Genomic DNA, 15,018 nt, shown 5'->3' on the forward strand with positions numbered 1-15,018 from the left:
ATTTTAAAAACAAGAGGTGTATTTCATGAAAAGTCAGCTTCCAATCATTGAGGCACTTAAGCGACATGTCGAACGTAAGGCAACATCTTGGCACGTTCCTGGTCATAAAAATGGATCAATCGTATTAGGTCTACCTAGTTTTTTGGAATGGGATAAAACAGAACTAGCTGGCTTAGATGATTTTCACCATCCGACAGAAGCGATTCTAGAAGCAAAAGTATTGTTGCGTGAAGTCTATGATTCGGAAGATAGTCATTTTTTAATCAATGGTTCAACAAGTGGTAACTGGGCAATGCTTGCGGCTGTGACTAAACGAGGAGATCGCGTCTACGTTCAGAGAAATTCACATAAGTCGATTTTTAATGCACTCGAATGGTTAGGATTGTCTCCAATCTTCATGAGCCCTGAGTATGATGAAGAAACACAAATCGCCGGCAATGTTTCACGTGAAACATTAAAGGAAGCGTTAACATCTTATCCGGGTGGAGTCGCGGTATTTTTAACTTCACCGAGTTACTATGGAGAAACAGCAGCTATCGAAGAAATCGTAGCAGTGACAGCACGTTATAAAATACCATTATTAGTTGATGAGGCACATGGTGCACATTTTGGAGAAGCAGTTGGAATCCGTTCAGCCTTTGAACAGGGTGCTACAGCTGTCGTCCAATCTGCTCATAAGACGTTACCGGCATTAACGATGGGGGCTTGGATTCATGAGCGATTAACGGATGTACAACGTCGTAAGCTCCACCATGCACTCCAGTCGTTTCAAACATCAAGCCCTTCGTATCTCATCATGGCTTCACTCGATTATGCTCGATACTATCGACAGCAGTGGACGATTGATGAAATGGAAGAGGTCCGGAACAGTCATCAACTGTTCAAAGACGAACTCGACGGACTAGATGGAATGCATGCTTTTACTTTTGATGATTGGTCACGCGTGATTCTTTCCTATGAGGACTATTCCGGAGAACAGTTACTGGATGCATTAGCCAATGAAAAAATAGATGCAGAGTTTGCTTTAGCTTCATTTGTCGTCTGCATTTTACCTCTTCACAAATTATCGGAAACTGTCCGAACTCAGTGGTTAACACAGGTAAAAGATGCGATTGAAAAGTTGAAAATGAAAGGAATTCCCTCAAAAAGGTATATCGAGCAATCAATTATGGGTAAAATAAAAGTATCATCACTCGCTTGCCCACTGGATCAGTTAGAGGAGAGGGAATATCGGAATCTTCCGCTTCGTGAAACGATTGGTCAGATTGCACTTGAAACGATTATTCCATATCCGCCAGGTATTCCAGTCTTGTTGCGAGGAGAGCGTGTGACAAAAGAACAGATAGTATGTATTGAGCATCATATAGCCGCATCCGTCCATCTTCAGGGTGGAGAGTCTTTGCAAGAAGGTACGTTGCGTGTCATAGAGGAAGGGTTTGTTGAATGAAGGGAACGTTTATTACAGTCGAAGGACCAGATGGCGCAGGAAAAACGACACAGCTTCAATTGATGGCAGAAGCATTAAAAAAAGAGGGTTATCAGGTCATCATGACACGAGAGCCAGGCGGCACACGCGTTGGGAATGAAATCCGTTCGTTGATTCTGAATCCAGATTTCACGGAGATGGATGAAATGACAGAAATTTTATTGTATGCGGCGTCACGGGCGCAGCACGTCAATGAATTGATTCGTCCGTCACTTACAGCTGGGACTGTCGTTTTATGTGATCGTTTCGTTGATGCCTCGATTGCGTATCAAGGATATGGACTCGGGTATTCAATTGAACAGATCCGTAACGTCAATCAGCAAGCAACAGGAGGATTAACCCCTGATCGAACGTACTTGTTTGACTTGACGGTCATGGACTCGAAAAGACGAATGATTGAACGAGGGGCGCTTGACCGGATCGAGCAACGTGATGATGCATTCAGAGAGCGTGTCTATCATGGCTTTTTATCATTAGCCGCGTCAGAACCGGAACGCATTCGATTAATTGACGCCAATCAATCGATTGAAGCGGTCCAGTCGCTATTGTTAGAAGATGTGTTAGCCTATTTGAAGAAAAGGGAGAGATTATCATGAAAATGGTCATTACGATTGTTCAAGATAAAGATAGCTTACGTTTAGCAGAAGCGCTTGTTGAAAATGATTTTCGGGCAACCAAACTTGCGACGACGGGCGGCTTTTTAAAAGAAGGTAACACGACATTCATGATTGGGGTTCAAAGTGAACGTGTTGACGATTTGATGCGTTTGATCAAGAAAAATTGTTCGAGCCGCGATCAAATGGTCTCGCCGATCTCACCAATGGGAGGACACGCCGACTCGTATATTCCCTATCCGGTTGAAGTTCAAGTCGGAGGCGCGACAGTCTTTGTCTTGCCGATTGAAGGGTTTCATCAGTTCTGATGCGGACATTTCATGAGCTCGAACAAACACAATCTGTCATCTCGACGATTCTTCAAAATTCTTTACGAGCAAATCGAATCAATCATGCTTATATCTTTACGGGAGACTATGAGCCGCTTCTTTTGGAAGCGGCTCAATTGTTCGCCAAGAGTTTATTTTGTGAGCGGAAAGATCAAGTAGAGCCGTGTAATGAATGCCGAAGCTGTCGACGGATGGATAGCGGAAACCTTGTCGATTACTACCAGATTGAGCCAGATGGGGCAACCATCAAAAAAGAACAAATCCAGCAATTGATGCATGACTTGTCACTTCGGGGGTTAGAAGGGGATCGGCAAATCTATGTCGTGACGCAAGCGCACCGGATGACTCCGCAAGCAGCGAATAGTTTATTGAAGTTCTTCGAAGAACCGGGCGAAGGAAAAGTAGCGATTCTACTAACGAATCAACCGCAACTGTTATTACCGACGATTCGTTCTCGTGGACAACTGTTAAGTTTTCGACCGGCCGATCGTGTGATGATTGGACAAGTTTTATCGGATAAAACGTCCCGAGATGCGGAGTTAACCCAACTTGCAGCTCGCGTCTATTCAAAAATTGATGATGCGGAGCAAGCCTTAATCGAAGACTGGTTTGTAAATGCGCGAGCGTCAGTGTTACAATTGATGGAGGAATTAGCGAATCGTCCGGCAGATTTGCCTTTGTTCGTTCAAGAGAAGTGGATTAATCAATTTAAGAATCGGCAAGACGTCCGGATTGGTCTAGAACTCGTGACATGTTTCTTCGAAGATGCCTTGCATCTGAAGTTGAATCCATCATGGGAGATCATTACGTATACGAATAGCCGACCATTACTTGAGCAGATGGGTGGAAAGAGTCAGGCGACGATCACCCGCTGGTTGCAGGCAGTACTTGCAGCCGTCAAACGGGTCGAAGCGAATGTTAATCCTCAATTAACAGTTGAGCGTCTCATGTTTGACTTACAGAAAGGGTAGAGCGATATGCTAGAAGTAGTAGGCGTTCGCTTTAAAGAAGCGGGCAAAATTTATTATTTTGCACCTGGACAAGAGTCATTATCACGAGGACAAGCCGTCATCGTGGAGACAGTACGGGGCATTGAATATGGCGAAGTGGTAATCGCCGATAAACAAATGGACGAGGAAGATGTGGTCTTACCATTAAAATCAATTCTTCGGATTGCTGATGATAAAGATGCAATGATCGTCCGTGAAAATAAAGTAGCAGCACTTGATGCACATGCAGTGTGTGTCGAAAAGATTCGCGAACATAAGCTCGATATGAAACTCGTGGACGTCGAATATACGTTTGATCGTAATAAAGTCATCTTTTACTTCACAGCGGAAGGTCGCGTCGACTTCCGGGAACTCGTTAAAGATTTAGCAGCAGTCTTCCGGACACGGATTGAGTTGCGCCAAATCGGAGTTCGTGATGAAGCGAAATTGCTCGGTGGAATCGGTCCGTGCGGCCGTGTCCTTTGTTGTTCATCGTTCTTAGGTGAATTTGAGCCGGTCTCAATCAAGATGGCGAAAGATCAAAACTTATCACTGAACCCAACGAAAATTTCCGGGGTCTGTGGCCGTTTAATGTGCTGTTTGAAATACGAGAACGATACGTATGAAGAAATGCGACGTGATCTACCGGATTACGGAAAACGTCTGACTGTACCAGAAGGCGAAGGTCGTGTCGTCGGATTGAACATCCTCGATCAAGTAGTTCAAATTGAACTGAAAGACCGTTCCCGCGTTCTGACTTATTCGATGGAAGAATTGTTATCCGTCGGTGCCGTAAAACAAAAACGACCAAAAGAATGACGGGGTGCATACGCGTGGAGAGAGTCGATAAAAAAGAAATCATTACGCGTGTCGATGCGATCGAGCAACAGATTCATTTGCTGACTGAGCATCTGAGCGTATTAAAAGATCAGCTTGCTTACATGATGGAGGAAAATCAACACCTCTACCTCGAAAATCATCACCTGCGTGAGAAGGTGGAGCGAGACGAACAACAACCGATTACAGAAGAAGCGGAAGCCGAAGCGTTAGTAGGTGCCGGATACGATAACCTCGGTCGCCTCTATCAAGAAGGATTCCACATTTGTAACTTGCACTACGGTCAAGTCCGTAAAGACGGGGATTGCCTGTTCTGCTTGTCCATGTTAACGAAACATTGAGAGGCTGACTTCCTAGGAGTCAGTCTTTTTTTCAGAAAGGAAGACACCTATGCTTGAATTATTACCAGATGAGCGACTCGATCATCTCCTCGGAAGAGACGGTCGCATCATTCAAAGTCCGACCGTCTTTTCGTATTCACTGGATGCCGCGTTACTCGCGCAATTCGTCTGGGTCCCGATCCGCCAAGGTAAGTTGATCGATTTGTGTGCCGGAAACGGTGCGATTCCGCTCTTTTTATCGTACCGGACGAACGGAACGATCACGGGACTCGAAATTCAACCGCGCCTCGTCGAGATGGCACGCCGTAGTATCGAGTTGAACGAAAAAGCGGGACAGCTCCAAATGATTGAGGGGGATGTCAAAACGGCCGGGAAACAACTCGGATACGGTGCCTATGATGTCGTGACCTGCAATCCGCCGTATTTTTTAGCACATGAATCATCGAACCGAAATGAGAGTGAACACTATACGATTGCCCGGCATGAAGTGTTATGTACACTTGAAGATTGCATTCGTTCAGCCGCCGACTTACTTAAACAAGGCGGGAAAACGGCATTCGTCCATCGTCCGGAACGTCTACTCGACATCGTGACGCTGATGCGTCAGTACCGGATTGAGCCGAAGCGGATGCAATTGATTTATCCGAAGGCAGGGAAAGAAGCGAATATGCTGTTGATTGAAGGCATCAAGGATGCAAAACCGGGCTTGAAGGTGTTACCCCCGTTCATCGTCTACGAGCAAGATGACACGTATACCTTACAAATGCGGGAACATCTGAATGTCTAAGCATGCGGTGTATATCGTGCGTTGCCGCGATGGGAGTCTGTATACGGGATATGCCGTCGATGTCGAGAAGCGTGTTGCGACGCACAACACGGGGCAGGGTGCCAAGTACACACGGGCGCGGCTACCGGTCGTCCTTGCGTACACAGAGACGTTTGAAACGAAATCGGAAGCGCTGAAACGCGAGTATGCGATCAAACAATTGACGCGTGCGAAAAAAGAACAGCTTATTCAAGGAGGGACGTCATGAAGGCGACCAGCAGTTTTAAGGATCAAACGAACGGCTTATATATCGTACCGACGCCAATCGGGAACTTAGAGGATATGACGTATCGAGCCGTCCGCATCTTACAAGAGGCCGATATCATCGCGGCAGAAGACACACGCCAGACGATGAAATTGTGCAATCACTTTGAAATCGACACGAAACTCGTCAGTTATCACGAACACAATAAGCAAGTTAGCGGTGAACGGCTGCTCGAAGACTTATTGTCGGGGAAACAGGTCGCCCTCGTCTCCGACGCTGGAATGCCCGGGATTTCCGATCCGGGGAGCGACTTAATCCGACTCGCGATTGCAGCAGACATTCCGGTCGTCGTCTTACCGGGTGCGAATGCGGCATTGACGGCCCTCGTCGCGTCAGGTCTACCGACGGAACATTTTTTGTATTACGGCTTTTTACCACGCAAGAAAAAAGAGCGGCGTGAAGCACTCGAGACGTTACGTTATGAGCAAGGAACATTGATATTTTATGAAGCACCCCATCGGCTAAAGGAAATGCTTGGAGGTGTCCTCGAAATACTCGGTGATCGCCAACTCACGCTCGCCCGTGAATTGACGAAACGTTATGAAGAATACATTCGTGGATCGGTGACGGAAGCGTTAGACTGGGCGTCAGAAGAGGTCCGGGGCGAATTTGTCGTCATCGTCGAAGGAACGACGGAAGAACGTCCGAGTGAAATCCAGCAAGAGGCAAATCCACTCGATCAAATCGAACGGTATATCGCAGACGGTGAAAAACCGAATGCAGCGTTAAAACGTGTTGCGAAGGAACGGGGACTTGACCGACAAGCCTTATACCTGTCTTATCACGAATCGAAATGAAAAAAGGAAGCGTACCGAATCGGCGCGCTTCCTTCTTGGTTTTATTCGTTTCCTGCGTAATGACGATCGAGGAAATCTTTTAACTCAACGAGGACACGTTGTGCGCCGTCTGGAGAGAGAATTAATTTTCCGTCTGCCAATTTGAAGTTATCTTCTGATACTTCACCAGTAACTTGGCAAGTCATGTTTGGTTTGTATTTTTTAAGAATGATTTGCTCGTTATCGACGTAGATTTCGAGTGCATCTTTCTCTGCGATTTGGAGTGTGCGGCGAAGTTCAATTGGAATGACTACCCGGCCGAGCTCGTCTACTTTACGTACAATACCTGTTGATTTCATTTTGTTGTTCCTCCTCTGGATGTCTAAGTCTCTATATTTTTTTAAAAATCGTCAAAATTCGACATCACTTCTATAGAATGTAGAATACTAAACTTTCCAAAAGTAGTCAACCAATCCGAATAGCTTGAAATCAAAATGTCATTTATTTCTCAAAAAAGCCATAATTGAAACGATTTATTAATAGATTTTCCCTTTTTAAAGGAATTCAAACTATTGAGTGTGTTTTTTTGTAATTTGATGTCTGATGTCAAAAAATGTTTTGATTCGACAAAAAACGAGTTTCGACAGCGGCGATAGAACAGCGTATAATAATGGAATGAACAATAGAACGGAGGAATAACATGTCAAAAACATTTTATATCACGACACCGATTTATTATCCTAGCGCGAAGCTACATATCGGTCATGCGTACACGACGGTCGCAGGAGACGCGATGGCCCGTTATAAACGTCTTCAAGGATTCGATGTGCGTTACTTAACAGGAACGGATGAACACGGACAAAAAATTCAGGAAAAAGCAGCTGAAGCAGGTATTTCTGAACAAGCATTCGTCGACGGTGTCGTCGAGCAGATTAAAGTTCTGTGGGATCGTCTCGACATCTCGTATGACGATTACATTCGAACGACAGAACCACGCCATAAGAAAGTCGTCGAACACGTTTTTGAGACATTACTTGAAAAAGGTGACATCTATCTTGGTGAATATGAAGGCTGGTACTCGATTCCGGACGAGACGTATTACACGGAATCGCAGTTAGTGGATGGAAAAAGCCCAGATAGCGGCCATCCCGTCGAACTCGTCCGTGAGGAATGTTATTTCTTCCGAATTAGTAAGTATGCCGATCGTTTAGTCGAATACTTTGAAGCGAACCCATCATTCATCTTACCGGAATCACGGAAGAATGAAATGATCAACAACTTCATTAGACCAGGTCTCCAAGATCTCGCCGTCTCACGGACGACATTTGACTGGGGCGTCAAAGTCCCGTCGAATCCGAAACACGTCGTCTACGTTTGGGTTGATGCCTTGACGAACTACATCTCGTCACTCGGTTACGGAACGGATGATCAAGGGAACTTCGACAAGTACTGGCCAGCAGACGTTCATCTCGTCGGAAAAGAAATCGTTCGTTTTCATACGATCGTTTGGCCGGCACTCTTGATGGCACTCGATCTCCCATTGCCGAAACAAGTTTTCGCGCACGGCTGGTTGTTGATGAAAGATGGGAAGATGTCGAAATCAAAAGGCAATGTTGTTGACCCGATTCCGATGATTGACCGTTATGGTCTTGATGCTCTTCGTTATTATCTCTTACGCGAAGTTCCTTTCGGCTCAGATGGGATGTTCACACCGGAAGCATTCGTTGAGCGGATGAACTTCGATCTCGCGAATGATCTCGGGAACTTACTCAACCGGACGATTGCGATGGTCACGAAATACTTTGATGGGGTCATCCCGACCTATGCGGGAAATGTCACGCCGTTCGATGCGACATTGTCGACGCTTGCGAAAGAAACAGTCGAGAAGGTCGAGGCTTCGATGGAGCATATGGAATTCTCGGTTGCCTTAGCGCACGTCTGGCAATTAATCAGTCGCGCGAATAAATATATCGACGAGACACAACCGTGGGTACTCGCGAAAGACGAAACGAAGACGGATGAACTCGGCTCGGTCATGGTCCACCTCGTCGGAACGCTGCGTCACGTCGCGATCATGTTGCAACCGTTCATGACACAATCGCCGACCGAGATGTTCCGTCAGCTTGGTCTTGCTGGTCAGCCGATGAACTGGGGAGCACTCGAACAGTTCGCGTCGATTGAAGAAGGAACAAAAGTCGGGATTGCTGAACCGATTTTCCCGCGCCGCGACATGAAAGAGGAAGTCGAAGCAATCGTCGAAATGATGCAACAGGCGTCTGCTGCCCGAGTTGAGGAAGAAGAAGTCGAAGAAGCAGATGAGGATGTTCGTCCGGAAACGACAATTGATGTTTTTGATCAAATTGAGCTGCGTGTCGGCGAAGTCGTCACAGCAGAAAAAATCAAAAAAGCAAAAAAACTGTTAAAGTTAACGGTCGACATGGGGAAAGAAACACGCCAGATCGTTTCAGGCATCGCTGAATGGTACGAGCCGGAAGACCTGGTCGGTCGGAAGGTCATCGTCGTCGCGAACTTGAAGCCGGTCACTCTCCGTGGTGAATTATCGCAAGGTATGGTGCTTGCGGCTGAAAAATCAGGTAAACTTGAACTAGCGACCGTCCCGTCAACGATGGCGAACGGTGCCAGTGTAAAATAATTCGGATGCCTGTGGACTTCACGTCACAGGCATTTTTTTGAAAAAGGAGTCGAGGATATTGTTAATCGATACACACACACATTTAAATTCCGATCAGTTCGACGGAGACGTCGAAGAAACGATTGAACGCGCACGCGCGAACGGAGTCTCACCAATGATCGTCGTCGGATTCGATCATAAGACAATCGACCGGGCGATGGAACTTGTTGAACAGTATGATGATCTGTATGCCGTCATCGGTTGGCATCCCGTCGATTCAATCGATTTCGATGATGCAGCGTACGCGAAAGTCGAGCGCCTCATGGACCATGAGAAAGTCGTCGCCCTCGGTGAGATCGGTCTTGATTATCACTGGGATACGTCACCAAAAGATGTTCAGGAAGCTGCGTTTCGTAAACAGATTCAACTCGCGAAGAAAAAGAATAAGCCAATCGTCATTCACAACCGGGAAGCAACGGAAGATACGTTACGTATTCTCGAAGAAGAAGACGCGAAAGAAGTCGGTGGGATTCTCCATAGCTACAGCATGAGTGCCGAGCTCTTACCCCGTTGCCTAGCAATGAACTTTTATATTTCGCTCGGTGGACCGGTAACGTTTAAAAATGCGAAGATGCCGAAACGTGTCGCTCAAGAAGTTCCGCTTGATCGGTTACTCGTCGAGACAGATTGTCCTTACCTGACACCGACACCATACCGCGGCAAACGGAATGAACCGGCGTACGTCCGGTTCGTGGCGGAAGAAATCGCGCAACTGCGTGGCATGATGTATGCCGATATCGAACAAGCGACAACAGAAAACGCGAAGCGGGTCTTCCGTTTACCATGATGCGTTCGTTCTCTTATATCGCGACAGGGTGTGCCTTATTGTTAATTGCGATTCTAATCTACTTGGCGATGGATCATCCGCGTGACGTCACTATCATGATTGACGGACAAGAACAACACGTCAAGACGATAGAAACATCAGTCTATGGTGTCTTACGTGAAAATGGAATCGAAGTGCGAGCGGAGGATAACATCGAACCTTCGCGCAGTGCGGATTTACCAAAGAATGGTTTGATTGTCATCCAACGTGCAAAAGAAATTACGATGATTGTCGGATACGGGCAAGCACAGACGGTTCGGACACATGCTCGTCTTGTATCGGATTTATTGAAGGAACGTGGCATCGTCCAAGCCGATACCGATGATGTATACCCTTCGATTCATGCCGTCTTGACGACCGGGATGACAGTCCGATTCCGTGAAGCATTTCCGGTTGACATCGTCATCGGAGGACGAGCCAGTCAAGTCTATACGTACCAAACGACCGTCCGTGAGCTCCTTGCGAAACAAGGAGTGACGTTACAAGCAACAGACCGTGTTGCGCCGAGCCTTGATACCGTTGTCTCGGAAGATACGCTCGTCACCGTCAATACGACGCGACGGGCGACCTTAACGGAAGAACAGTTGCTTCCGTTCGATGTCGAGCAAGTAGAAGATCCGACATTACCGAAAGGACAACAACTTGTAACGACGACGGGGCGTCCTGGAATCCGGACCCAAAAGTACGAATTGACGCTCGCTGACGGGCTCAGTAAAGAGAAGAAGTTACTGACCGATGAAGTAACGAGTGAACCGGTGAAACAAATCATTAAAGTCGGAACAAAACCGATTGAACGAGTAGAAACACCGGCACCTGTCTTCAATGAAGAGGAGGCAACGACGCCATTGACGGTCGCACCGGAAGTCACGGCAGACTTAGACTTCAAGAATGCGAAGACGCTGATGGTCGAGGCGACGGCCTATACGAATGACCCGGCATCGAACGGGAGTCAATTGTATGATGGGCGCGCATTGACAGCGACGGGGTACGATGTCACGGATACAATCACCTATCAAGGGTTACCGATCGTCGCCGTCGACCCGAAAGTAATTCCGCTCGGGACGAAAGTGTATGTCGAGGGGGTCGGACTGGCGGTCGCGCTCGATACGGGCGGTGCCATTAAAGGCAATAAAATTGATGTCCTCGTCAGTGACGAACAGACGGCGAAGACGTTCGGGCGGAAGACCGTCAAGCTTTGGGTCATTCCGAATGAGTCGGGCACGGAAGCGGGCAGTTGACGCTTCCTTGTTTTTTTCGTGGAAACAGGTACAATTACGGAAGTGTTTGAAGAAGGTGGAGAAGAATTGATGCAAAAACGCTTAAAAGAAGTCATCGTCGTCGAAGGACGTGACGATACGACACGACTACAGGAAGTATTCAATGTCGATACAATTGAAACGAACGGCTCTGCCGTCAATGAGCAAACGTTACAACGAATTGAAAAAGCACTCGAACGCCGAGGCGTCATCGTCTTCACGGATCCAGACTTTCCGGGTGACCGGATTCGCGCACGTATCAATGAACGTGTTCCGGGATGCAAACAAGCCTATCTGCCACGTGCGGACGCAAAAGATAAACGCGGTAAAATCGGTGTCGAGCATGCTTCGCCGCAGGCAATCGAACGTGCACTCGCAGCCGTTTATGAAACAGAAGAAGTCCATGTCGCAGAAGTGACACGGGATATGATACTTGCAGCAGACTTAATCGGTGGTCCATCAGCATCGTCACGCAGACGTCGGCTCGGACAGTTGCTCGCAATCGGTGAACCGAATGCGAAACAACTCGTCAAACGCGTCGCTTCGATTCGGATCACAAAAGAGGAATGGGAAGCTGCACTGAGACAGTTAGAGGAGGAACAAGATTGAAAGACATCGCAACACTACACCGGACGAAGGAAATCCTCGCGCGACACGGATTTTCATTTAAGAAGTCCTTAGGACAAAACTTTTTAATCGATTTGAACGTACTCGCGAACATTGTCGGCGCTGCTTCGTTAACAAAGGAGAGCGGTGTTCTTGAGATCGGACCGGGAATCGGGTCGTTGACGGAACAGTCCGCGAAACAGGCGAAAAAAGTCGTCGCCCTTGAAATCGACCAACGGCTGTTACCGATTTTAGATGATTCGCTCTCACCTTATCCGAACGTCAAAATCATCCATGGAGATGCACTTGAACTGGATCTCGAAACGATTGTCAACGAGGAGTTCACACAAGAAGGAATTACGGATCTTGCGGTCGTCGCAAACTTACCGTACTATGTCACAACACCTATCATCATGCGGATATTAGAGGCGAAAGCACCATTCCGGACACTCATCATGATGATTCAAAAGGAAGTCGCGGAACGGATCGGTGCGAAACCAGGTACAAAAGCGTATGGTTCATTATCGATTGCGATTCAATACTATGCGGAAGCGGAAGTCTGTTTCACGGTGCCGAAGCAAGTCTTCATTCCCGCTCCGAACGTCGATTCGGCTGTCATCCGCTTGAACATCCGAAAAGAACCGGCCGTCCAAACGAAAGATGAAAAATTATTCTTCGAAGTTGCGCGTGCGAGTTTTGCCCAGCGCCGGAAAACGATTTTAAATAATTTGTCGAGCCACTTCGGAAAAGCAGAAAAAGAAGCTGTCGAAGCCGCGTTGCATGAAGCAGGTATCGACCCAAGACGTCGTGGTGAAACGCTCAGCTTGCAGGAATTCGCACAGCTCGCGGACGCACTTTTGCCGATTAAAAAACGTTGACGGTAGCGGGAAGAAAAGATATAATATTTGCCCTTTCTAATATTTAATTAATATGCTATAATAAATATTAGTGAGGTGAAGCGTATGCCAAAGACGTTGAACGAAATCAGACATGTTTTCGAAACACATGTTGGTGAAAGACTGACGCTAAAAGCAAGCGGCGGTCGTAAAAAGGTCGTAACCCGAATCGGAACGCTCGTTGAGACGTATCCTTCGGTGTTTGTAGTCAAGCTAGACGCAGAGCGCCACAATGTCGAGCGAGTTTCTTATAGCTACGCTGACGTGTTAACCGACTCCGTACAAATCGAATTTGCGAATTCGTAAACTTACCTTCCGAAGCGGACAGAAATGTTCGCTTCTTTTTTTGTGGAAAGGTTGATACAATTCGTACAGGATACGTACTAGAGGAGGAACGGCACGATGACGATTATTGTAAAGGCACCAGCGAAAATCAATTTAGTGTTGGATGCGACGGCGAAGCGGACAGATGGTTACCATGATGTACATATGGTGATGACGACAGTGGACTTGGCAGACCGCTTAGAGTTGACGGAACTTTCGTCAGGCGAGATTCGAATGAATGCACAGCACGCCTATGTTCCGAACGATGAGCGGAACTTGGCTTACAAGGCGGCAGCCGTCTTGAAGAAAAAATTTAACATCCAGGCTGGAGTAGAGATTTACCTTGAGAAACAAATTCCGGTCGCAGCCGGTCTCGCGGGTGGATCGAGTGACGCTGCCGCGACATTACGCGGTTTGAATGATTTATGGCAGCTCGGATTGACGCTCGAACAACTCGCAGAAATCGGCGCGGAAGTCGGTTCGGATGTCCCGTTTTGTGTCATGGGTGGGACGGCGATCGCGACAGGACGTGGTGAAAAGCTTGAAAAATTGATTGCTCCGCCTCCGTGCTGGGTCGTGCTTGCGAAACCAACGATTGGTGTGTCGACGGCAGACGTTTATGGCGCACTCGATTTGACGACGGCCAAACGACCGGATGTCGAAGCGATGATTACAGCTGTTAAAGAGCAGGATTTTACGGCGATTTGTCAATCACTCGGAAATGTTCTTGAGTCGGTCACGTTACCGATGCACCCGGAAGTCGAGCAAATCAAGGATTTCATGACGAGTTGCGGGGCGGAAGGTGTCTTGATGAGCGGGAGTGGTCCGACGGTCTTCGCGTTGACGGAACACGAAAACCGGGCCCAACGTCTCTATAATGGCTTAAGAGGTTTTTGTAACGAAGTCTACGTCGTTCGTCTTTTAGGCGAAAACCATTGATAATATCCGTATGAAAATGATATATTCACTAGTGAATATTCGGAATTACGGAGAGGTGGAACAATTTAGATGAAAATTCGGAGAAGTGGTCGGTTAGTCGATATGACACGTTATCTACTCGACCATCCGCATCATCTGATCTCATTGACAATTTTCGCAGAACGCTATAAATCTGCAAAATCGTCAATCAGTGAAGATTTAGATATCGTGAGTGAAATGTTAGAGCATGAAGGAACAGGACGACTCGTCACAGTCCCGGGGGCTGCGGGCGGTGTCATGTTCATTCCGACATGGAGTAGCGAAAAAGCATTACCGTTCATCGATGATTTATGTGAACGCGTCGCACGGCCAGATCGTCTGTTGCCGGGTGGGTATTTGTATCTGACAGATTTACTTGGCAATCCACGGATGGTCAAGCAGATGGGACAAGTTTTTGCATCTGTCTTCAGTCAGAAAAAAGTGGATGTCGTCATGACGATTGCGACAAAAGGAATCCCGCTTGCTTACGCCGTCGCTGAACAACTCGGTGTACCGTTCGTGATCGTTCGTTCGGACAGTCGTGTTACGGAAGGGTCGACCGTCAGCATCAACTACGTATCAGGCTCATCAAAAGCGATTCGGACGATGGCACTGGCGCGACGAAGTCTTCCGCGCGGAGCGAACGTCTTGTTGATTGATGACTTCATGAAAGCTGGGGGAACAATTCGTGGGATGATGAGTTTACTGAGCGAGTTCGAAGCGAAAGTAGCCGGTGTCGGGGTCTTGATTGAAGCAGAAGGTGCCGAGAAAAAGATGGTCAGTGAATACGTCAGCTTAATGAAACTTGCCGACGTCGATGTCGATCTCGGACAGATTCAAGTGAAGCGTGGGAACGTCGACCAGTATTTCACAAGCGATGGGAATACCTGAATTTGACACGTGATTTCTTTGAAACTATACTGTAATTATCAAACTTTTGGAAATTATGCCTAAAAAGATTGGAAAAAGCTAAACCTTTATTTGTTTTGAACCGTAAG

General features: G+C 47.2%; 18 protein-coding genes. 17 read left to right on the forward strand and 1 reads right to left on the reverse strand.

Translation table 11 applies throughout. The features are described from left to right. Positions 1–25 precede the first annotated feature (25 nt). From A0126_RS00140 to rsmI, 9 genes are read left to right on the forward strand one after another with little or no spacing between them, the layout of a single operon-like run. Positions 26–1,447, forward strand: a complete 1,422-nt coding sequence (locus A0126_RS00140) for an aminotransferase class I/II-fold pyridoxal phosphate-dependent enzyme (RefSeq protein ID WP_088835961.1) — start codon at positions 26–28, stop codon at positions 1,445–1,447. After that, on the forward strand, positions 1,444–2,082 hold the full coding sequence (tmk, locus tag A0126_RS00145; RefSeq protein ID WP_088835962.1) for a dTMP kinase: 639 nt from the start codon (positions 1,444–1,446) through the stop codon (positions 2,080–2,082). Before A0126_RS00140 ends, tmk begins: the two co-directional genes overlap by 4 nt. Continuing rightward, positions 2,079–2,408, forward strand: coding sequence for a cyclic-di-AMP receptor (locus A0126_RS00150; RefSeq protein ID WP_029332194.1), 330 nt, complete (start codon positions 2,079–2,081; stop codon positions 2,406–2,408). Before tmk ends, A0126_RS00150 begins: the two co-directional genes overlap by 4 nt. Beyond that, positions 2,408–3,400: a DNA polymerase III subunit delta' gene (locus A0126_RS00155; protein WP_088835963.1), complete on the forward strand. Its 993-nt coding sequence runs from the start codon at positions 2,408–2,410 to the stop codon at positions 3,398–3,400. The genes A0126_RS00150 and A0126_RS00155 overlap by 1 nt, the downstream gene beginning before the upstream one ends. Positions 3,401–3,406: 6 nt before the next feature. After that, positions 3,407–4,237, forward strand: coding sequence for a PSP1 domain-containing protein (locus A0126_RS00160; protein WP_029332196.1), 831 nt, complete (start codon positions 3,407–3,409; stop codon positions 4,235–4,237). Then, positions 4,234–4,596: a DNA replication initiation control protein YabA gene (gene yabA / locus A0126_RS00165; RefSeq protein ID WP_029332197.1), complete on the forward strand. Its 363-nt coding sequence runs from the start codon at positions 4,234–4,236 to the stop codon at positions 4,594–4,596. Before A0126_RS00160 ends, yabA begins: the two co-directional genes overlap by 4 nt. 49 nt (positions 4,597–4,645) lie before the next feature. After that, positions 4,646–5,383 (forward strand): tRNA1(Val) (adenine(37)-N6)-methyltransferase, encoded by a 738-nt coding sequence (locus tag A0126_RS00170; protein WP_088835964.1) that lies wholly within the window; start codon positions 4,646–4,648, stop codon positions 5,381–5,383. Continuing rightward, the gene (locus A0126_RS00175; RefSeq protein ID WP_088835965.1) at positions 5,376–5,630 is read left to right on the forward strand and encodes a GIY-YIG nuclease family protein; all 255 of its coding nucleotides are present in this window, start codon (positions 5,376–5,378) and stop codon (positions 5,628–5,630) included. Before A0126_RS00170 ends, A0126_RS00175 begins: the two co-directional genes overlap by 8 nt. Further along, positions 5,627–6,484, forward strand: coding sequence for a 16S rRNA (cytidine(1402)-2'-O)-methyltransferase (rsmI, locus tag A0126_RS00180; protein ID WP_088835966.1), 858 nt, complete (start codon positions 5,627–5,629; stop codon positions 6,482–6,484). Before A0126_RS00175 ends, rsmI begins: the two co-directional genes overlap by 4 nt. A gap of 41 nt (positions 6,485–6,525) precedes the next feature. On the opposite strand, the gene A0126_RS00185 is transcribed toward rsmI, so the two are convergent. Further along, a complete protein-coding gene (locus A0126_RS00185) occupies positions 6,526–6,822 on the reverse strand; it encodes a transition state genes transcriptional regulator AbrB (protein ID WP_012368944.1) in 297 nt (98 codons plus the stop codon). Between the two features lie 341 nt (positions 6,823–7,163). On the opposite strand from A0126_RS00185, the gene metG reads away from it, so the two are divergent. The 8 genes from metG to purR all read left to right on the forward strand — a co-directional run bounded on the left by metG (position 7,164) and on the right by purR (position 14,911). After that, the gene (metG, locus tag A0126_RS00190) at positions 7,164–9,116 is read left to right on the forward strand and encodes a methionine--tRNA ligase (protein WP_088835967.1); all 1,953 of its coding nucleotides are present in this window, start codon (positions 7,164–7,166) and stop codon (positions 9,114–9,116) included. Positions 9,117–9,174: 58 nt separating this feature from the next. Beyond that, positions 9,175–9,942: a TatD family hydrolase gene (locus A0126_RS00195; RefSeq protein WP_088835968.1), complete on the forward strand. Its 768-nt coding sequence runs from the start codon at positions 9,175–9,177 to the stop codon at positions 9,940–9,942. Then, positions 9,939–11,219, forward strand: a complete 1,281-nt coding sequence (locus A0126_RS19770) for a 3D domain-containing protein (RefSeq protein ID WP_088835969.1) — start codon at positions 9,939–9,941, stop codon at positions 11,217–11,219. Before A0126_RS00195 ends, A0126_RS19770 begins: the two co-directional genes overlap by 4 nt. Positions 11,220–11,288: 69 nt before the next feature. Beyond that, positions 11,289–11,846: a ribonuclease M5 gene (gene rnmV, locus A0126_RS00205; RefSeq protein WP_088838386.1), complete on the forward strand. Its 558-nt coding sequence runs from the start codon at positions 11,289–11,291 to the stop codon at positions 11,844–11,846. Then, positions 11,843–12,721 (forward strand): 16S rRNA (adenine(1518)-N(6)/adenine(1519)-N(6))-dimethyltransferase RsmA, encoded by an 879-nt coding sequence (gene rsmA, locus A0126_RS00210; protein ID WP_029332205.1) that lies wholly within the window; start codon positions 11,843–11,845, stop codon positions 12,719–12,721. The genes rnmV and rsmA overlap by 4 nt, the downstream gene beginning before the upstream one ends. Positions 12,722–12,805: 84 nt before the next feature. Continuing rightward, positions 12,806–13,045 (forward strand): Veg family protein, encoded by a 240-nt coding sequence (locus A0126_RS00215; RefSeq protein ID WP_012368950.1) that lies wholly within the window; start codon positions 12,806–12,808, stop codon positions 13,043–13,045. Between the two features lie 96 nt (positions 13,046–13,141). Further along, positions 13,142–14,002 (forward strand): 4-(cytidine 5'-diphospho)-2-C-methyl-D-erythritol kinase, encoded by an 861-nt coding sequence (ispE, locus tag A0126_RS00220; protein WP_088835970.1) that lies wholly within the window; start codon positions 13,142–13,144, stop codon positions 14,000–14,002. A 69-nt stretch (positions 14,003–14,071) separates the two neighbouring features. Continuing rightward, positions 14,072–14,911 carry a pur operon repressor gene (gene purR, locus A0126_RS00225; RefSeq protein WP_029332207.1) on the forward strand — a complete coding sequence of 280 codons (840 nt, stop codon included), beginning with the start codon at positions 14,072–14,074 and terminating at the stop codon, positions 14,909–14,911. Positions 14,912–15,018: the final 107 nt, after the last annotated feature.

This window comes from Exiguobacterium sp. N4-1P (genome assembly GCF_002214325.1).